This is a genomic window from Nitrosomonas halophila, from assembly GCF_900107165.1.
GTDB lineage: Bacteria > Pseudomonadota > Gammaproteobacteria > Burkholderiales > Nitrosomonadaceae > Nitrosomonas > Nitrosomonas halophila.
Map to the genome: position 1 here is coordinate 1 of NZ_FNOY01000028.1, position 18,646 is coordinate 18,646.

Sequence of the window (18,646 nt, forward strand, 5' to 3'; positions counted from 1 at the left end):
GATTTCGAACCTTTCATGGCGCAGAAATCGCATTATATCATGCACTTGGCGCGCTACCTGAACCGGATGTCGCCCACAGATTCTGCTGACGAGCCATAAATTAAAGCGTATTTGTGTTGCTTCTTGATTGATATAATCTGGCGCCATGCGAGTACAATTCTCTCGAACATAGGTATCTCTCGGTTGGAGAGGTCTGAGTGTGTGGTTATTAAGCCGCATGGCGGAGGTGCCAGAGCATGGTCCTGTGGTTTGAATACCGTTGATTCGGCTTGCAGCGTCATCACCAATAGAATCAACAGGGGAATGACTGCTTGAACTGGCAGGATGGGCGCAACACGAAGAGATGACCTTTCGGTGGCTTTATTGGTGGTATGTGATGCCGGGTAAGGAAGGTTGAGGTGGAAAAAAGGATTTTTCAGCGTGAAACAACTTGATATCGTTATTCTAGCGGCTGGTGCGGGCAAGCGTATGCAATCGTCGCTGCCCAAAGTTTTGCACCCACTAGCGGGCAGACCGCTGTTATCCCATGTGCTGGATACCGCGCATACGCTTTCGCCTAACCAGGTCTGTGTGGTTTATGGGCATGGCGGTGAACGGGTTAAGCAGGTGATCGATGATTCTTCGCTGGTTTGGATTAGACAGGCACAGCAGCTAGGGACAGGGCATGCTTTAAAGCAGGCTTTGCCCAGCCTGGCAGAAACTGGCCATACGCTGGTTCTGTTTGGTGATGTGCCTTTGGTGAAAAGTGCCACACTCTGGGCATTGCTGGAAAAAGCCACGGATGATCGGCTGGTCATGCTGACAACAGAGCTGGATGATCCGTCAGGCTACGGCCGGATTGTGCGCGATCATGAGACAGGCAGCATACAATCAATCGTTGAAGAAAAAGATGCCACCCCAGCACAGAAGCATATTTGTGAAATCAATACTGGCATTATGGTGTTCCCCAATCGGCTATTGCCAGCCTGGCTAGCCAGGCTGGACAACAGCAATGCCCAGGGCGAATACTATCTTACCGACATTGTCGAGATGGCGGCAGCGGATGGGGTGGGTATTGAATCAGCCAGACCGGCCAACAGTTGGGAAACGATAGGTGTTAACAACAAGCGTCAGTTGGCTGGCTTGGAGCGAATTTATCAGCAAGAGATTGCGCATGATCTCATGGCGCAGGGCGTCACGCTACTCGATCCTGCCCGCATCGATGTCCGTGGACAATTGATTTGTGGTCATGACGTGGAGATAGATATCAATTGCGTCTTCGAAGGCGATGTGCGACTAGGTGACAATGTGAAGATTCAGGCACATTGCACATTGCGCAATGTGACCGTTGCTGCCGGTACAGTCATAGCGCCGTATAGCCTAGTAGAGGATGCTTGCCTCGGTGCCCATTGCCGAGTGGGCCCTTTCGCTCGTATCCGCCCGGGTACACGGCTGGATGAGGGCGTGCATATCGGCAATTTTGTCGAAGTCAAAAACAGTCAGATTGCTTCCGGCAGCAAAGCCAACCACTTGAGCTATATAGGCGATACCGTGATAGGCAAGCATGTCAATGTTGGTGCCGGTACGATTACCTGCAACTATGACGGCGCCAGCAAGCATCAAACAATCATAGAAGATGATGTATTCATTGGTTCAGACACGCAGCTCGTCGCACCCATCCGGGTCGCAAGGGGGTCAACAATTGGTGCTGGATCCACTATAACGCGAGATACGCCGGAAGATCAGCTGACATTATCCCGTGCTAAGCAGTTGAGTATTGCCAGTTGGAAGCGGCCAAAGAAAATCAAGCCTGAATAATCTTTCAGATTAATAAATCTAACAAGGGGTTTGTGATGTGCGGAATTGTGGGAGCAATTGCTAAGGACAATGTGGTGCCTTTTCTGCTGGAGGGGCTCTCAAGATTGGAGTACCGTGGCTATGATTCTGCCGGAATCGTAGTGGCAAACGGCAAGCTGCACCGAATGCGAACCACCGAACGGGTCGCAGAATTGGGCAAGCTTGTGCGTACTCAAAATACTGAAGGATTGACGGGTATTGCACATACTCGCTGGGCAACCCATGGAGCGCCCTGCGAGCGCAATGCCCATCCGCATTTTTCAGGTGATGAGCGCAAGATTGCGGTTGTACATAATGGGATTATTGAGAATCACGATATGTTGCGGCAGCGTTTGCAACAAGCTGGCTACAAGTTCCTGTCAGATACGGATACCGAGGTCATCGGCCACTTGATTTCGTATCATCTGCAAACCGCCGATGACTTGCTGGTTGCCGTGTGCGCTTGTCTCGAGGAATTACGGGGCGCATATGCCATTGCAGTGGTTGAGGAATCGCGGCCGGATCGCATCATTGTGGCCAGGAATGGCGCGCCCTTGCTGCTCGGTATCGGCAATAACGGTTTGTATGCGGCCTCCGATGCCTCGGCGCTGGTGCCTATCACTCGGCGCATGGTTTATTTGGAAGAGGGTGATGTCGCTGAGCTGAGCAGCAGTGGATTCCGGGTGCTGAATTGCCTGAATGCGGCCCAGGGCTGTGAAGTCATGCGCCCCATACTGGAAAGTGATCTGACGCGTGAAGCTGTCGAGCTCGGGCCGTATGCGCATTTCATGCAAAAGGAAATTTTTGAGCAACCGGTTGCTGTAGCCAATACCCTGGAAATGGTGCTCAATGCGCAATCCATTTCGCCGCATTTATTTGGCAGCGAGGCGGAATCGATATTTGCACGAACGAGAGGGGTGCTGATACTCGCTTGCGGAACCAGCTATCATGCCGGAGTCGTCGCCAAATATTGGCTAGAGACGATAGCCGAACTGCCTTGCAATGTTGAGATTGCGAGCGAATATCGCTATCGCAAGCCGATTGCAGATCCTGACACGCTGGTCGTGGGCATTTCCCAGTCTGGAGAAACCGCAGATACCCTGGCCGCGCTGAATTATGCCAAGGCGCTTGGCCATCGTCATAGTCTCGCCATCTGCAATGTGCCGGAAAGCGCCCTGATACGGCAGACCGATCTGCGTTTTCTGACTCGGGCCGGCCCGGAGATTGGGGTTGCCTCGACCAAGGCGTTTACAACTCAGTTGGCGGTCTTACTATTGTTTACTGCAGTACTCGCTAAAATGCGCGGCAAGTTAACGGCTGAATCCGAGCACAATATGATTGCCGCGTTACGTCACCTGCCAGTGGCGATTCAACATGCACTCCAGACCGAATCCGAGATCAAGCAGTGGGCGGGTGATTTTTCCCAGAAACAACATGCCTTGTTTCTGGGGCGTGGTGTCCATTATCCGATCGCGCTGGAAGGCGCGCTCAAGCTCAAGGAAATTTCGTATATCCACGCAGAGGCTTATGCAGCCGGAGAACTCAAGCATGGTCCGCTGGCTCTGGTTGACAGCAACATGCCTGTAGTTGCTATTGCGCCCAATGATGCTTTGCTGGAAAAACTGAAATCAAATCTCCACGAAGTCCGTGCACGTGGCGGAGAACTATATGTGTTTGCCGACGCGGATTCGCATATCGAAGCAAGTGAAGGCGTGCATATCATAAGACTGGCTGAACACAGGGGAGTGCTGAGTCCAATACTGCACACCATTCCCCTGCAATTGCTTGCCTACCATGTCGCATTGCAAAAAGGCACCGATGTCGATAAACCCAGGAATTTGGCCAAATCGGTGACAGTGGAGTGACTCTGCACGCACTTGCTGCCTGATCGATCAACGGCCCTGAGGCTGTTCGCGTTGACTGGTTTTGGTGTATGCTGTGTTGACTCAAGTACGCGTCAAACTTTATACAACAAATACAGAGTGGTAGCATTGCATACTTTCAATCAGTTCTAAAGGAAGTCAATGGCAGGTCATAGCAAATGGGCTAACATCAAGCATAAAAAGGCAGCGCAGGATGCCAAACGGGGCAAGATTTTTACGCGTTTGATCAAGGAAATTACGATAGCCGCTCGCCTGGGTGGGGGCGATCCGGGCAGCAATCCCCGCCTGAGATTGGCTATCGACAAGGCTTACGATCAGAATATGCCGAAAGACAACGTCGAGCGTGCAATCAAGCGCGGCTGTGGCGAGTTGGAAGGCGTCAACTACGAAGAAATCCGTTATGAAGGGTATGGTGTGTCGGGTGCCGCAATCATGGTGGATTGCATGACCGATAACCGTACCAGAACAGTTGCGGCTGTACGCCATGCTTTCAGTAAGCACGGCGGTAATCTGGGAACCGATGGCTCGGTTGCGTACTTATTCAAACATTGTGGCCAGCTTCTGTTCGCCCCGGGAACCAACGAAACGGAATTATTGGAAGCCGCTCTGGAGGCAGGGGCAGATGATATCCTCAGCCATGAAGACGGGAGTATGGAAGTGGTTACGGATCCGGCCGTGTTTTCAGCGGTCAGGAATAAGCTGGAACAGGCTGGTTTTAAGGCGGAGCTGACAGAAGTTACCTGGCGACCCGAGAATGAAGTTGCGTTGGACGGGGATGAGGCGGTTAAGATGCAAAAGCTTCTGGATGCGCTCGAGGAAATCGATGATGTGCAGGACGTATACACGACCGCAGTTATCGATGCCTGATTTTTTCCTGGTCTGGTGACGGTATTCGCATACTTGGAATTGATCCTGGCCTGCGCGTAACGGGATTCGGCATTGTCGACAAGATTGGCAGCCAGCTCGTATATGTAGGCAGCGGTTGCGTGACTACGACCGGCAATGAATTGCCCAGCCGCTTGAAGACAATCTTGGAAGGTTTGAATGAAATTATTCTGCAATATCGCCCAGAGCAAGTGGCGGTAGAGCAGGTGTTTGTTAATGTCAATCCCAAATCGACGCTATTGCTTGGACAGGCGCGCGGTGCTGCAATATGTGCGGCCGTTCACAATCAGCTTTTTGTCTCAGAATACACGGCATTGCAAATCAAACAGGCGGTAGTCGGCAATGGGCATGCGCGTAAAGAACAGGTGCAAGAAATGGTCATGCGGCTATTGCAACTGGCAGCACGGCCTCGCCCGGATGCAGCCGATGCCTTGGCATGCGCAATTTGCCATGCACACATGCATGTGAATTTTTTTCCAGCTGCTCGTTACCGGATGAAGCGAGGCAGGCAATTGTGATCGGAAGAATTACAGGACTGTTACTCGAGAAGCGGCCACCTCTGGTATTAGTGGACGTGCAGGGGGTAGGCTACGAGATTGATGTGCCGATGAGCACTTTTTGTCAATTGCCCGAGCTTGGCGAGCAAGTCGCTTTGCATACGCATCTGATTGTTCGTGAAGATGCGCATTTGTTGTTTGGCTTCATGACAGAAGCTGAGCGGGTTTTTTTTCGCCAGCTGACAAAAATTTCCGGTATTGGCGTTAGAACCGCTCTGGCAATATTATCCGGATTGAGTGTGGCCGAGTTGCAGCAGGCGGTGGCAGCACAAGACAGCATGCGTCTGACCAAAATTCCCGGTATTGGAAAAAAAACCGCAGAGCGCCTATTGCTGGAAATGCGCGACAAGATCGATCCATTGCTGGCGCATTTTCAGCCAGCCACCATGACCCAGGATATCGATCAAGACATCCTCAACGCTTTATTGGCACTGGGCTATAATGATCGTGAGGCCAATTGGGCGGTCAAGCAATTGCCGGAAGGGGTGGGCGTGCCCGACGGCATCATGCAGTCATTGAAACTTCTGTCCAAGGGAAAATAGTCTCGATCAGTTGGGCTGGATCATTCCGGCGCGCCCGCTCGAGTATGTTTTGTATGGCAGATAGATTGCTGTAAGAAGAGTAAAAGATCATGCGCATGGTTGTTCAATGGGTGATGACCTCGAGTGAGATTTCCAGATTGAAAAATGAATTGTGAGCGTTGTGTGTACGCGATACTCGAGCAAGTTGCGTTCTGGTGCTTCGATAGGGAATATTTGGGTCTCGTCATGGCGCCTGGCGTGATGGCCACACAGCTTTATTCATTAACGAGCCCTAAGCGAGAGTTCCAAGATGATTGAATCGGACCGAATCATCGGCGCAACCCCTTTTTCCTCTCAGGAAGAGGCGATAGAGCGAGCGTTGCGCCCGCATCAATTCGACGAGTATATCGGTCAGGAAAAAATCCGGGCGCAGCTGGAGATATTTATCGAAGCTGCTAGGCGACGGCAGGAGGCGCTCGATCATGTTTTGTTGTTTGGGCCGCCTGGTCTGGGTAAAACGACACTGGCGCATATCATTGCCCGGGAAATGGGCGTGAATTTGCGCCAGACCTCTGGGCCGGTGCTGGAAAGAGCCGGTGACCTGGCCGCTTTGCTGACCAATCTCGAGCCCAATGATGTGTTGTTCATTGATGAGATCCACCGCCTTTCGCCGGTTGTCGAGGAGATTCTTTATCCTGCGATGGAGGATTACCAGCTTGATATCATGATTGGTGAGGGGCCTGCTGCCAGATCAGTCAAGATCGATTTGCCGCACTTCACGCTTGTGGGCGCGACCACGCGTGCTGGAATGCTGACCAATCCTCTGCGGGACCGTTTTGGTATCGTTTCTCGTCTGGAGTTTTATACCGCAGATGAACTCGGTAAAATTGTCGACCGGTCGGCTGGACTATTGCAGGTTGGTATTTCTGCCGACGGAGCCAGGGAGATTGCCCGGCGATCCCGTGGCACGCCGCGGATTGCCAACCGATTGCTGCGCAGAGTGCGGGATTTCGCTGAGGTCAAGGCGAATGGCCGGATTGATCGCAAGGTGGCGGATGCCGCCTTGCATATGCTGGATGTCGATATCACCGGTTTGGATATGCTGGATAGAAAGCTTCTGCTGGCCGTATTGGAGAAATTTGGTGGCGGACCGGTTGGTGTTGACAATCTGGCCGCAGCCATCAATGAAGAGCGTGATACGATCGAGGAGGTGCTGGAGCCCTACCTCATTCAGCAAGGATTTCTGCAACGCACGCCACGCGGGCGCATTGCCACCGCAATGACCTATCATCACTTCAATCTCATTCCACCGCGTCATAACCAGACATTGGGCCTGATTGACCCAGTTTGAAGTTTGTGGTGGCAATCTGGCGCTGAATCAAACTCAAATATGGATAATTCAACTGGTGATTTGAAAAATGGAAACTGTTTTTAACTATCCGGTACGGGTTTATTACCAGGATACCGATACCGGCGGCGTTGTCTATCATGCGAGCTATCTCAATTTCATGGAGCGTGCTCGCTATGAGTGGCTGCGTGAATTGGGGTTCGGTGTGGATGCGATGATTCAATCGCACCGGACGATTTTTTTGATTCGATCCCTCAATATCGAGTATTTCAAGCCGGCCGTACTCGATGATCTGCTGAATGTGACCGTGCAAGTCGCAGAGGTTGGCAGAAGTCGAATCGCATTGCGACAGCAAGTCATGCGTGAGCAAGGTACGTTAGTCAGTGCTATGGTTCATGTTGTATGTGTCGGCATGGATACATTCAAGCCGACCGGTCTACCGTTACCACTTCGTCAAAAAATTGGAAAACCATCATGAGCACGGTTGTTACCCAGGATTTATCACTGTTTCACCTTGTCAGTAGCGCGAGCTTGCCCGTTCAATTGGTCATGCTGTTGTTGTTGATGGCCTCGTTGGTTTCTTGGTGGTTTATTTTCCGGAAAATGTTTGTCATTCGATATGAGGTCAAACAAACCGATGAATTTGAGAATGTCTTCTGGAGAGGCGCAGATTTGAATGCGTTGTACCAGCGTGCCGCAGGTGCCCGCGATACTGTAGGCAGTATGGAGCGAATTTTTGAAGCGGGCTTCCGCGAGTTCATTAAATATCAGCAGGGTGTGGATGTCGGCACCGTCATGGAGAGTACCCGGGGCGCAATGCGTGCGGTTTATCAACGTGAAATGGATCGACTCGAATCGCATCTCTCATTCTTGGCAACCGTCGGGTCGGTAAGCCCTTATGTCGGATTGTTCGGAACAGTATGGGGCATCATGAACGCCTTCAGAGAGCTGTCGAATATCAGCCAGGCGACAATTGCTCACGTTGCACCCGGAATTGCCGAAGCCCTGATTGCAACCGCAATGGGACTTTTTGCGGCGATTCCTGCGGTGGTTGCCTATAACCGCTATGCCAGCGATACCGGTCAGCTGGCAACTCGCTATGAGAGCTTTATCGAGGAAGTGTCCAATGTGCTGCAACGCCGGGTAGCCAAGCCCCGTGACTTGACGAGCCATCTATGATCCAGCGTCGCAGCAAGCGCCGGTTGATGAATGACATCAATGTTGTGCCGTACATTGATGTCATGCTGGTGTTGTTGATCATTTTCATGATCACTGCGCCCCTCATGCATCCGGGCCAGGTTGAATTGCCTGAAATTGGTAAATCCTCCATTCCGCCGATAGAACCTTTGGAGGTGATTATTGCCGCTGATGGACATCTGACACTGCGTGACCGGGCCCGAGCCGGTGACGAGCGCAAGATCAATCGTACTCAACTGGTGGAGGCGATCAAAGCTAAACAGGCGCAGAATGCCGAACAGCCTGTTGTGATCGCGGCGGACAAGAATGTTCGTTACGAGGAAGTGATCCAGGTTATGGATCTACTGCAGCAACAGCAGGTGAAAAAGATCGGGTTGCTGACAAAACCAAGATGAATACTTGAGAGACGATGCGCACGACAACTTGGCGGAGTGAGACTATCATCGAACCGGGAAAATTACGGGCAGCGTTATTTTCCTGTCTGCTGCATATTGCTTTTTTGATCTTGCTGGTTTTTGGATTCAACTGGAAAAGTGACGTGCCCGAAGCCATGCAGGTTGAGTTGTGGAGTGATCTGCCCCAAGTGCAGCCGCAGCCTGTCAAACCCGAGCCACTCGCTAGGCCAGCCGCACCCAGGCCCGCGCCTGAACCCGCCAAACCCAGCCCGGCGACGCAGCCCGTCATCGCTTCTTCTCCTCCGCCTGCACGCAAACCCGCGATTGCGATCAAAGAAAAAGCGGAAAAACCGGCGCCGGTGAAGGAGACCCCGAAGCTGCCTGATCCAGTCAAAAAGGAAGTCGTCAAACCGGAGCCTGTCAAGGAGCCAGAGCAGCCCAAGTCAGAAAAAGAACCGCCCCAAAAGAATGAAGTCATGGCGCGTGAGAAGCAGCAGGCTGAAGCGTTGGCGCGCGAGAAACAGCGCGAGCAGGAGGCTATGGCATTGAAAGCGGAGCAATCCAGAGTCGCGGACGAGATTGCCAAATACAAGGCCATGATTCAGGCCAAGATCCGTAGCCGTATTGTCATGCCGCCTGACCTGCCGGGCAATCCCGTGGTTGAGTTTCGTGTCACATTATTGCCTGGAGGCGATGTGTTGAGTGTGTCCCTACGCAAATCCAGCGGTTACGCGACGTTCGATGAAGCTGTGGAGCGGGCGATATTCTTGGCCAAACCATTGCCGCTGCCACCGGATCAGCGTTTATTCAGGGCCTTTCGGGATTTCAGTCTGACTGTCCATTATCGAGAATGAACCTGGATTGCTCGGCTGGGCATGGAAATAATGGTGTATGCCTTTTATCACCCTGCGTTGGCTTTGAAAATAGCGGTCAACTGAAAAATCCAGGATAATTTTTAACTCAGTATTTTTTAGGCGATTTGCCATGATGATTGACTTGCGTAAATTACTTTGCTGGTTTTGTTTATTGTTGTCGACCCATGGACCGTTGTATGCTGCACTTGACATCGAAATCTTTGGGGGTGGCGCAGCCAAAATTCCGATTGCCATCATGCCGTTTGCGGCCGAGAGCAATCTCCCCCAGCGCATCACGACTGTGGTGTCGGCCGACCTGGAGCGTAGTGGATTGTTTAAGTTAGTCGATACCTTTGGGCTGGTGCCACATGATTTGGAGCAGGTGAATTATGTCGACTGGCAGAACCGCGGTGCCAGTGCGCTCGTGATTGGCAATACGGCCATGTTGCCGGACGGCAGGATTGAAGTACGCTTCCGTCTGTTGGATGTCGCCAAGCGGGTGCAGTTGGCTGGATTTGGCGGAACCGTGGGGCCTGACCAGTTGCGTGCTTTTGCGCATCGAATCGCGGACATCATCTATGAAAGTTTGACTGGTGAGCATGGGGTTTTCAGCACGCGCATCGCTTTTGTCAGGAAACAGGGAAATCAGTACGCCTTGCAAGTTTCTGACTACGACGGTTTCAATGCGCGTTCGTTGATCGAGTATACCGAGCCCATTATTTCTCCTGCCTGGTCACCGGATGGCAGCAAAATAGCCTATGTTTCCTTTGAGAAGAAAAAGCCTGTTGTCTACGTACAGACCCTGGCCACGCGTGAACGTAAGGCGGTTGCCAACTTCAAGGGCAGCAATAGCGCGCCAGCCTGGTCGCCGGATGGCAGCAAGCTGGCGGTGGTTTTGACGCTGCATGGCAATTCCCAGATTTATCTGATAAATGCCGATGGCAGCGGTCTGCAGCGGTTGTCCCAAAGTCCCGGGATCGATACAGAGCCGCGCTTTTCGCCCGATGGGCGGTGGCTGATATTCACTTCCGATCGCGGCGGCAGTCCACAAATATACCGCATGCCGCTCTCTGGCGACCGGGCCGGCATGGCCGAACGGCTGACTTTCGAAGGTGATTACAATGTCAGCCCGCGTTACAGCCCAGATGGCAAAAGGTTTGTTTATATTCACCGCAATGCCGGCCGCTTCAATCTCGCCGTGCAGGAATTTTCGACGCGTCAGATGCAAATGTTGACTGATTCCAAGTTCGATGAATCGCCCAGTTTTGCGCCCAATGGCCGCATGATTCTGTACGCAACGGAAATTAATGGACGTGGTATATTATCCATCGTTTCAAGCGATGGACAAGTCAGACAGCGCCTCTCATCTGAAAGCGGGGATATCCGCGAACCGGTCTGGGGACCCATGCTGAAACAACGGTAGTATCGGGACAAAGGCGCTCTCTGGGGAGAGATCAATTAATTTCAAAACGGTGGGAAATGAATAAAATTTTGGGTGTAATGGTGGTCTGTCTGTTATCGGCATGCGCAAGCCAGACGACGCAACCAATTTCAGATATTGAAGATCGCTCGCTGGGTGTTAGAGGAGGGGAAGGTGCAAGAAACGGCATGGGAACGGATGGATTCGGACTGAGCCCGCTTCAGGATCCAAACAACATACTGTCCCGTCGCAGCGTTTATTTTGATTTTGATAGCTTTTCGGTGAAAAGCGAGTATCGCGATTTAGTTCTTGCGCATGCGGCTTATCTGCGCGGCAACGCCAATGCCCAAGTCTTGCTGCAAGGCAATACAGATGATCGGGGAAGCCGTGAATACAATCTTGCCCTCGGACAAAGACGGGCGGACAGTGTCAGAAATATCATGTTGCTGGCCGGTGCGCGCGAGCAACAAATCGAAGCAGTCAGCCTGGGTGAAGAAAAACCGCGCGCATTGGGACGCGATGAAGCCTCCTGGGCTGAAAACCGGCGTACTGATATTCTGTATCAGGGAGAATATTGATGTACATGCGCGCTTTCGTACTGTTGTTTTTATTCGGTTGCAATGCCAGTTATGCCGGATTGTTCGGCGATTCCCAATCGCGTCAGCAATTGGAGGCATTGCAGGCGAAAGTATCGGAGATGGAAGCGCGCATGCATCGCATGGAAGAAACCTTAATCGGCCAGTCGCTCATCGAGCTGCATAACCAGGCGGAAGTGCTCAAAATGGAATTGGGCAGATTGCGGGGGCAGATCGAGGTGCTTGAGGACGAGAATCGGTTGTTGCGTAAACAACAAAAGGATTTTTATTTGGATTTGGACAGCCGCTTGCGCCAGTTGGAGCCTGATTCAACTGAAATTGTGCCATCACCTTCCGACGCTTCGGTGCAGTCGTCTGACCAGTCAACACCCGCGGCAGCTGCACCTGCCGTAAAAAAGGCAGCTGTTGCGCTGCAGGCGCCTGATGCCGTCCAGCGTGACAGTTATGACGCTGCCTATACCCGTTTCAAGAATGGCGACTATACCGGCGCGATTGCAGGTTTTGAAGATTTCCTGGAGCAGCATCCCCTGACCACGTTGGCGCCTGCTGCGGCCTACTGGATCGGAAACGCCCACTATGCATTGCGGGATTTCGATCAATCAGTCGCTGCCCAGCAACGGCTGATTGAGACCTACCCGGACAGTCCGAAGGCACCGGATGCGCTGCTCAACATGGCGAGCAGCCAACTGGAAAGTGGTCAGAAATCTGCCGCCAGAAAAACACTGGAAAGCCTGATTGCCAGCTATCCCCACAGCGAGGCCGCACAAAAAGCCAAAAATCGTCTGGCGTCTATCAAATAGCATAGGCTGGCGGCAGGTCAAGGCCGCAAATGCCGACTTTCCTTTTATACCTGCATCCAATATCGATGCAGGTGGTTTCCAATGATCCGTCCTGAATCCGCATGTTGCGCATTACCGAAATTTTTTATTCCCTTCAGGGAGAAACGAGCCGAGCCGGCTTGCCAACAGTATTTATCCGTTTGACTGGCTGTCCACTTCGTTGTCGTTATTGCGATACGAGTTATGCATTTTCTGGCGGGCAAACCATGAGTATTGCTGCAATCCTGGATGCGGTTGCAGCCTTTGCGCCGCATTATGTGACCGTGACGGGCGGCGAGCCACTGGCCCAGTCCAATTGCCGCGTTTTGCTGACATCACTCTGCGATGCTGGCTATTCTGTTTCCCTTGAAACCAGCGGCGCGCTGGATATTTCTCAGGTGGACCGGCGTGTGTCGAGAATTGTCGATATCAAGACGCCCGGTTCCGGTGAGGTCGACAAGAACCGATGGCAGAATCTCGACGATCTGACTGCGCATGATGAAGTGAAGTTTGTGCTGTGCGGCCAAGCGGATTATCACTGGGCCATGCAGGTACTGCGAGATTTCAAACTGGATACAAAATGCCCGGTATTGTTCTCTCCCAGCCATCATGAGCTCAAGCCGACAGAACTCGCGAACTGGATCCTGCAAGACCGCCTGCCCGTCCGCATGCAGTTGCAGTTGCACAAGTTGTTGTGGGGTGAATGTGCCGGAAAGTAACGCAATCCAAACATTTTTATGAGAAAAGCAGTTGTGCTCCTGTCGGGTGGCATAGATTCCGCCACGACGCTGGCGATCGCCCGTGCGCAAGGGTTTGCCTGTTATGCGCTGAGCATAGATTATGGCCAACGGCATCGTTCGGAACTGGTGGCAGCCGCCAGAATAGGCGAATTCCTGCAGGCAAGCGACCATCAATTTGTCCAGCTGGATTTGACGACCCTGGCTGCCTCGGCATTGACCAATGCAACCATTGCCGTTCCGACGGATGGCGTCAGCGAAGGCATTCCGGTGACTTATGTGCCGGCGCGCAACACGGTCATGCTGTCACTGGCGCTTGCCTGGGCGGAGGTGTTGGAGAGCCGGGATATTTTCATCGGCGTCACCGCTGTGGATTATTCCGGTTACCCTGACTGTCGGCCTGACTATATCGCCGCCTATGAGAAAATGGCCAATTTGGCAACCAAGGCCGGAAGGGAAGGCGAGCCGTTCACGATACATGCGCCCCTGATCGATCTGTCCAAGCACGCCATTATCCGTTCCGGCATGAGGCTTGGCGTCGACTATGGCTTGACAGTGTCCTGCTACCAGGCCGACGATGATGGACGCGCCTGCGGCCTTTGTGATGCCTGCCGCTTGCGCCGGGCAGGATTTGAAGCGGCGAATGTGCCTGATCCGACACGTTATCAGCAGGATTGACAGCATCATGCTGGCGCAACCGGATTTGACCTGACCGGTTAATTTTTCCGGCTACGCTGAATGCATATGCCCAGTTTTTTCACGCCCTGGATGACATCCAGTTTGGCCGCACTCACTTTTACCCAGGGCGAGTTAAATTCTGTCAGAATCATTTGGGCAATGTTTTCCGTGAGTGTTTCGAGCAAGGAGAAATGCTGGTTGCTCAGCATGCTATTGATCCGTTCGGTCACTAGTGAATAATCCAGTGCATCGTCGATGTGATCGGTCTGGCATGCCCGGCTGGAGGGCAGGGCAATTTCGAGGTCGAGCTCAATCGTCTGGGGAATTTTTTTTTCCCATGGGTAGATACCGATTAACGTTTGGGTTCTGAATTCTTTGAGAAAAATAATATCCATCTAGGGATCCTGAGCTGGCTTGCAATGATCGGTAACAATTTGTTTGAGGGCAATTTTAATCTATTTATAGGGGTGTGAGCATTCTGATGATTACGCTGAGTCTGATTCTGGCCGCTTATTTGCTGGGCTCGATTCCATTTGCCATGGTGGCCAGTCGCTTGTTTAAGTTGCCGGACCCGCGCAGCTACGGCTCTCATAATCCAGGCGCAACCAATGTGTTGCGCACGGGCAGGAAAGGGGCTGCTGTCGTGACTTTGGTGGGCGATGCCGGCAAGGGATGGGTGGCAATCATTTCGGCCCACTATTTCAGTCGATTATGGGGATTGGGTGATGAAGTGGTGGCGGGTATGGCGCTGGCAGTGTTTCTTGGACATTTGTATCCAATCTTTCTTGGCTTTAAGGGCGGGAAAGGCGTTGCGACATCGGCAGGTGTGCTGCTAGGACTGCATCCCGGATTGGGTGCCTTGACCGTTCTGACTTGGGTGATTGTTGCGCTGATTTCGCGCATTTCATCTTTGTCCGCATTGCTGTCGGCTTTACTGGCCCCGCTATACGCCTACTACATATTGGGTGAGGGGCTGGTGACAGGGGCGGTCCTGATGGTATCCATCCTGCTGATAATACGGCATCGATCGAATATCGCCAATTTAATGGCTGGCAAGGAAACGCGCATTGGCAAAGGTGGTTAACAGCAGGCGCGCATGCATCAATCCAGGAAAGGCGATGAAAGCCGAGCCATCCGGAAAACAGAATAAAAATCCATTTTAAGCAGATTCAAGATGCCAGCGTGCCTTGACCGTAAAGCTATCGGCTATACGGGGGGCGCCGTTGATATGTTGCAGGCGCAGGGCGCCAGCCAGTGCAATCATTGCGCCGTTATCGGTGCAGAATTCGAGTTCGGGAAAGAAAACGGTGGCGCCTAGCGCAGTCAGACGATGCGACAGTTTCTGGCGCAATTGCGCGTTGGCGCCCACTCCGCCGGCTACCACCAACTGTTGCAAACCAGTCATTTCCAATGCGGAGAGCGACTTTTCGACCAGCACATCCGTTACTGCATCTTCAAAGGCCCGGGCAATGTCCGCATGTGTCTGAGGGGCCGCTTCATGCTTGCTGATCAGGAGGGCGACTGCCGTTTTTAAACCGCTGAAGCTGAAATTCAGGTCTCCGCTATGCAGCATGGGCCGTGGAAGCTTGAACCGGCCGGCTTGTCCCCGGGTCGCCAGATTGGCCAGGGACTGACCGCCAGGATAACCGAGACCGAGCAACTTTGCTGTTTTGTCGAATGCCTCGCCCGCTGCATCATCAACGGTTTCGCCCAGCAGGCGATATTGGCCGATTCCGTCAACCTGCATCAGCTGGGTGTGCCCACCAGAGACGAGCAGGGCAACGAAGGGAAAACGGGGCGCGGGCTTGGATAACAGCGGAGATAAAAGGTGGCCTTCAAGATGATGGATATTCAGTACCGGAATGCCAAGTGCAAAAGCCAGGGCGGTGCCAATGCTGGCACCTGTTAACAGCGCGCCGGCGAGCCCTGGTCCCTGGGTATAGGCGATGGCGTCGATGTCTGGCAATCTCACATTGGAGTGTTTGAGAACCTGTTTGATGAGCGGGAGGGTGCGGCGGATATGGTCGCGCGAGGCCAGCTCAGGGACCACGCCGCCATATTCGCTATGCATTGCAATTTGAGAATGCAATGCATGGCCCAAAAGTCCTTGTTCAGTGTGATATAGGGCAATACCCGTTTCGTCACATGAAGTTTCAATGCCCAGTACGATCATAGTTCCGAATTTCCAGAAAGGAGGCGTTGTCGTGAAACATGTCGAAACATGCTTTTAGAAAAAGCTGATTGGTGCTATATTAGCAAGCTTTTGTGGGTCCAGTCTAAAATGCTGGCCGGATGATTGACTAACTATATATAGGAGACCGAAAGGAAGCAATATTTTATGACAACAGTAAAAATCAAGGAAAACGAACCATTTGAAGTCGCAATGCGGCGTTTTAAACGTTCCATTGAAAAAACAGGATTACTGACTGAATTGCGTGCCAGAGAATTTTACGAAAAACCGACAGCGGTCCGTAAACGCAAGCATGCCGCTGCCGTGAAACGCACCTACAAGCGTTTACGCAGCCAGATGTTACCCCCCAAATTATATTGATTTTGTTTGCTTTTCACAAAGTAAACCTTGATCTTTTCGCAAGCCATGAATTTAAAGCAAACAATCGCTGAGGATATGAAAGCTGCTATGCGTGCAGGCGATGCCAAGCGTCGCGATGCGCTGCGTCTATTGCAGGCAGCCTTGAAACAGCGAGAGGTCGATGAGCGGATAGAGCTGGATGATGCTGCAGTGATCAGTGTGATCGAAAAGATGCTCAAGCAACGTAAAGATTCGATTGCCCAATACGAGGCGGCGCAACGCCAGGATTTGGCGGAGATCGAGAAATTTGAAGTGGATGTGCTCAAGGTCTACATGCCGGAAGCGTTGAATGATGCCGAGCTCGATGTGATTGTGAACGAAGCGATCGCTTCGATTGAAGACATGGCGCCGCAAAAAATGGGGCAGGTTATGGCCTTGCTCAAAACCAAGCTGGCTGGGCGGGCGGATATGGCGAAAGTCTCCGTGTTGGTCAAATCAAAAATTGCAGGCTAGCTTGAGCGTTTTTTGATACCTGCTTTTTCGGGGCGCAGCAAGTCAAACCATGCTCATGGTGTTGATGGCATGCCTCGGCGAGATTTCATTATTTCCAATAAATGATTGAACAATCGTTTATTCAGGATTTGCTTGCGCGCATCGATATCGTCGATGTGGTCGCGCGTCATTTGCCACTCAAAAAAGCAGGCGCCAATTTTACGGCGTGTTGTCCCTTCCATAATGAAAAAACTCCCTCCTTCACAGTAAGCCCTTCCAAGCAGTTTTATCATTGTTTTGGCTGCGGTCGGCATGGGAATGCCATCAATTTCTTGATGGAGCATGGCGGCATGAGCTTTGTCGAGGCGGTTGAGCATATTGCAGCCCATGCGGGTGTGCAAATTCCAGTAAATACCGAATCATCCAGTGTTGTTGCCACGCCAGTCAGTGTTGACAAAGCCGGCGCAACTGCCAGTAACGCGCCCAGTGCGTCAACGCTCCATGAGCGGATGGAAGCCGCAGCCAAATATTATCGCGAGCAACTCAAGCAATCTGAATCGGCCATCGATTACCTTAGACGGCGCGGCGTATCGGGTCAAACCGCCTTGCGTTTCGGTATCGGTTACGCACCGCCGGACTGGCAAAACTTGTTGGCAGTTTTTGCGGATTATCCAGTGAATGACACCGGGCATGCCCTGGTGCAAGCGGGGCTGGTTGTCGGCCACGAGGGTAAAAAAAACTATGATCGCTTCCGTAACCGGATCATGTTTCCCATTAAGGGCCAGAAGGGGAAAATTGTGGGATTCGGCGGGCGCGTGCTGGATGGCAGTGAGCCGAAGTATCTCAATTCTCCGGAGACGCCGCTATTTACCAAGGGGCGTGAACTTTATAATCTGGCATCTGCCGGTGCGGCAATCAGGCAGTCGGGACGGGTTGTCGTGGTGGAAGGGTATATGGATGTCGTGATGCTGGCGCAGCACGGCATCGAGAATGTGGTGGCTACATTGGGCACGGCCACCACATCTGTGCATGTCCAGAAGCTGATGCGCTACACCGACGAAATAGTCTTTTGTTTCGACGGGGACGAGGCCGGCAAAAAGGCGGCTTGGCGGGCACTGGAAAACAGCCTGGCGCAGCTCAAGGACGGAAAGGACATCAAGTTTCTGTTTTTGCCAGAAAAAGAAGATCCTGATAGCTATGTTCGCGCGCATGGTAAATCGGCGTTCGAAGCGCAGATTGAGAGAGCGTTGCCGTTGTCGCTGTTTTTGTGCAACGAATTATCCCGGCGGGTAAATTTGGGCACCAGCGAGGGGCGTGCCAGATTGGTTCAGCAGGCCGGGCCATTGCTGTCACAGATTACTGCCCCCGTGTTTGCTTATATGCTGATGAAGCGCTTGTCGGAGCTCGCCGGGATAGAGCCGAGCCAGCTGGCCGTATTCCTGAAATTTAAGCATAAAAATCTGTCGCCCGCCGCGCCGCCCCGTCGCCCAGCGGTCTCGCGGCCATTGTCTGTCACGCCCTGTCGCCGGCTGATCCAAATATTGTTGCATGACGCGGCTTATGTCAAAAAAATTGACAGTAGTCTGTTGGCGATGAGAGCTGAGGGCGATGATGAAATGGCGTTATTGGCTGTGTTGATCGAGTTCTTGCAGGCTTCTCCAGTGCCTGTTGATGAGCTGACCCCGGCAATGCTTTCAGCGCATTTTGATCAAACCCCTTATCGCACCTTGCTGGATCAGATCGTGAGCGATACCCCCATACAGGAAACTGATTGGGATATCGAGGCAGAATTCATAGGAGGGGTCGAGAGGCTGCGGGACGTGCAGCGCAAATCGAGAATGACCGAGTTGCATAACAAACCGCTTCATCTGCTTACGCCGGAAGAAAGAAAGGAATTGCAGCGATTATCCGTTTCCTGAT

21 protein-coding genes are annotated in these 18,646 nt (G+C 52.4%); 19 read left to right on the top strand and 2 right to left on the bottom strand.

Annotation, left to right across the window (positions count from 1 at the left end; translation table 11 throughout):
• The first annotated feature begins 420 nt into the window (after positions 1-420).
• The 15 genes from glmU (at position 421) to queC (ending at position 13,704) form a co-directional block, all read left to right on the top strand.
• On the top strand, positions 421-1,797 hold the full coding sequence (glmU, locus tag BLV85_RS07880) for a bifunctional UDP-N-acetylglucosamine diphosphorylase/glucosamine-1-phosphate N-acetyltransferase GlmU (RefSeq protein WP_090414006.1): 1,377 nt from the start codon (positions 421-423) through the stop codon (positions 1,795-1,797).
• Between the two features lie 35 nt (positions 1,798-1,832).
• Positions 1,833-3,680: a glutamine--fructose-6-phosphate transaminase (isomerizing) gene (glmS, locus tag BLV85_RS07885; protein WP_090414008.1), complete on the top strand. Its 1,848-nt coding sequence runs from the start codon at positions 1,833-1,835 to the stop codon at positions 3,678-3,680.
• A 159-nt stretch (positions 3,681-3,839) separates the two neighbouring features.
• Positions 3,840-4,565 (top strand): YebC/PmpR family DNA-binding transcriptional regulator, encoded by a 726-nt coding sequence (locus tag BLV85_RS07890; RefSeq protein ID WP_090414009.1) that lies wholly within the window; start codon positions 3,840-3,842, stop codon positions 4,563-4,565.
• Between the two features lie 23 nt (positions 4,566-4,588).
• On the top strand, positions 4,589-5,101 hold the full coding sequence (ruvC, locus tag BLV85_RS07895; protein WP_090414011.1) for a crossover junction endodeoxyribonuclease RuvC: 513 nt from the start codon (positions 4,589-4,591) through the stop codon (positions 5,099-5,101).
• Positions 5,098-5,682 carry a Holliday junction branch migration protein RuvA gene (ruvA, locus tag BLV85_RS07900; RefSeq protein WP_090414013.1) on the top strand — a complete coding sequence of 195 codons (585 nt, stop codon included), beginning with the start codon at positions 5,098-5,100 and terminating at the stop codon, positions 5,680-5,682. The genes ruvC and ruvA overlap by 4 nt, the downstream gene beginning before the upstream one ends.
• A gap of 289 nt (positions 5,683-5,971) precedes the next feature.
• Positions 5,972-7,012, top strand: coding sequence for a Holliday junction branch migration DNA helicase RuvB (ruvB, locus tag BLV85_RS07905; RefSeq protein ID WP_090414015.1), 1,041 nt, complete (start codon positions 5,972-5,974; stop codon positions 7,010-7,012).
• A gap of 67 nt (positions 7,013-7,079) precedes the next feature.
• On the top strand, positions 7,080-7,487 hold the full coding sequence (gene ybgC, locus BLV85_RS07910; protein ID WP_090414017.1) for a tol-pal system-associated acyl-CoA thioesterase: 408 nt from the start codon (positions 7,080-7,082) through the stop codon (positions 7,485-7,487).
• On the top strand, positions 7,484-8,188 hold the full coding sequence (gene tolQ, locus BLV85_RS07915; RefSeq protein ID WP_090414020.1) for a protein TolQ: 705 nt from the start codon (positions 7,484-7,486) through the stop codon (positions 8,186-8,188). Before ybgC ends, tolQ begins: the two co-directional genes overlap by 4 nt.
• The gene (tolR, locus tag BLV85_RS07920; protein WP_176973973.1) at positions 8,185-8,601 is read left to right on the top strand and encodes a protein TolR; all 417 of its coding nucleotides are present in this window, start codon (positions 8,185-8,187) and stop codon (positions 8,599-8,601) included. The genes tolQ and tolR overlap by 4 nt, the downstream gene beginning before the upstream one ends.
• 14 nt (positions 8,602-8,615) lie before the next feature.
• Positions 8,616-9,455 carry a cell envelope integrity protein TolA gene (gene tolA / locus BLV85_RS07925; protein WP_090414022.1) on the top strand — a complete coding sequence of 280 codons (840 nt, stop codon included), beginning with the start codon at positions 8,616-8,618 and terminating at the stop codon, positions 9,453-9,455.
• A 133-nt stretch (positions 9,456-9,588) separates the two neighbouring features.
• Positions 9,589-10,878: a Tol-Pal system beta propeller repeat protein TolB gene (gene tolB / locus BLV85_RS07930; protein WP_090414067.1), complete on the top strand. Its 1,290-nt coding sequence runs from the start codon at positions 9,589-9,591 to the stop codon at positions 10,876-10,878.
• Positions 10,879-10,934: 56 nt separating this feature from the next.
• Positions 10,935-11,453: a peptidoglycan-associated lipoprotein Pal gene (gene pal, locus BLV85_RS07935; RefSeq protein ID WP_090414024.1), complete on the top strand. Its 519-nt coding sequence runs from the start codon at positions 10,935-10,937 to the stop codon at positions 11,451-11,453.
• A 5-nt stretch (positions 11,454-11,458) separates the two neighbouring features.
• A complete protein-coding gene (gene ybgF, locus BLV85_RS07940; protein ID WP_245725138.1) occupies positions 11,459-12,271 on the top strand; it encodes a tol-pal system protein YbgF in 813 nt (270 codons plus the stop codon).
• Positions 12,272-12,372: 101 nt separating this feature from the next.
• The gene (queE, locus tag BLV85_RS07945; protein ID WP_090414028.1) at positions 12,373-13,008 is read left to right on the top strand and encodes a 7-carboxy-7-deazaguanine synthase QueE; all 636 of its coding nucleotides are present in this window, start codon (positions 12,373-12,375) and stop codon (positions 13,006-13,008) included.
• Between the two features lie 18 nt (positions 13,009-13,026).
• Complete coding sequence (queC, locus tag BLV85_RS07950) at positions 13,027-13,704, top strand: 7-cyano-7-deazaguanine synthase QueC (protein ID WP_090414029.1); 678 nt, start codon at positions 13,027-13,029, stop codon at positions 13,702-13,704.
• A 38-nt stretch (positions 13,705-13,742) separates the two neighbouring features.
• On the opposite strand, the gene BLV85_RS07955 is transcribed toward queC, so the two are convergent.
• Complete coding sequence (locus BLV85_RS07955) at positions 13,743-14,099, bottom strand: dihydroneopterin aldolase (RefSeq protein ID WP_090414030.1); 357 nt, start codon at positions 14,097-14,099, stop codon at positions 13,743-13,745.
• A gap of 86 nt (positions 14,100-14,185) precedes the next feature.
• Between BLV85_RS07955 and plsY the strand changes: the two genes are divergently transcribed.
• Positions 14,186-14,788 (top strand): glycerol-3-phosphate 1-O-acyltransferase PlsY, encoded by a 603-nt coding sequence (gene plsY, locus BLV85_RS07960; RefSeq protein ID WP_090414069.1) that lies wholly within the window; start codon positions 14,186-14,188, stop codon positions 14,786-14,788.
• A 75-nt stretch (positions 14,789-14,863) separates the two neighbouring features.
• Here plsY and tsaD read toward each other — a convergent pair whose 3' ends face one another.
• Positions 14,864-15,877, bottom strand: a complete 1,014-nt coding sequence (gene tsaD / locus BLV85_RS07965; RefSeq protein ID WP_090414032.1) for a tRNA (adenosine(37)-N6)-threonylcarbamoyltransferase complex transferase subunit TsaD — start codon at positions 15,875-15,877, stop codon at positions 14,864-14,866.
• 165 nt (positions 15,878-16,042) lie between these two features.
• Here tsaD and rpsU point away from each other — a divergent pair, with 165 nt between their 5' ends.
• From rpsU to dnaG, 3 genes are all read left to right on the top strand, one after another.
• The gene (gene rpsU / locus BLV85_RS07970; RefSeq protein WP_090414034.1) at positions 16,043-16,255 is read left to right on the top strand and encodes a 30S ribosomal protein S21; all 213 of its coding nucleotides are present in this window, start codon (positions 16,043-16,045) and stop codon (positions 16,253-16,255) included.
• 45 nt (positions 16,256-16,300) lie between these two features.
• A complete protein-coding gene (locus tag BLV85_RS07975) occupies positions 16,301-16,747 on the top strand; it encodes a GatB/YqeY domain-containing protein (protein ID WP_090414036.1) in 447 nt (148 codons plus the stop codon).
• A gap of 101 nt (positions 16,748-16,848) precedes the next feature.
• Positions 16,849-18,645 (top strand): DNA primase, encoded by a 1,797-nt coding sequence (dnaG, locus tag BLV85_RS07980; RefSeq protein ID WP_090414038.1) that lies wholly within the window; start codon positions 16,849-16,851, stop codon positions 18,643-18,645.
• Position 18,646: the final 1 nt, after the last annotated feature.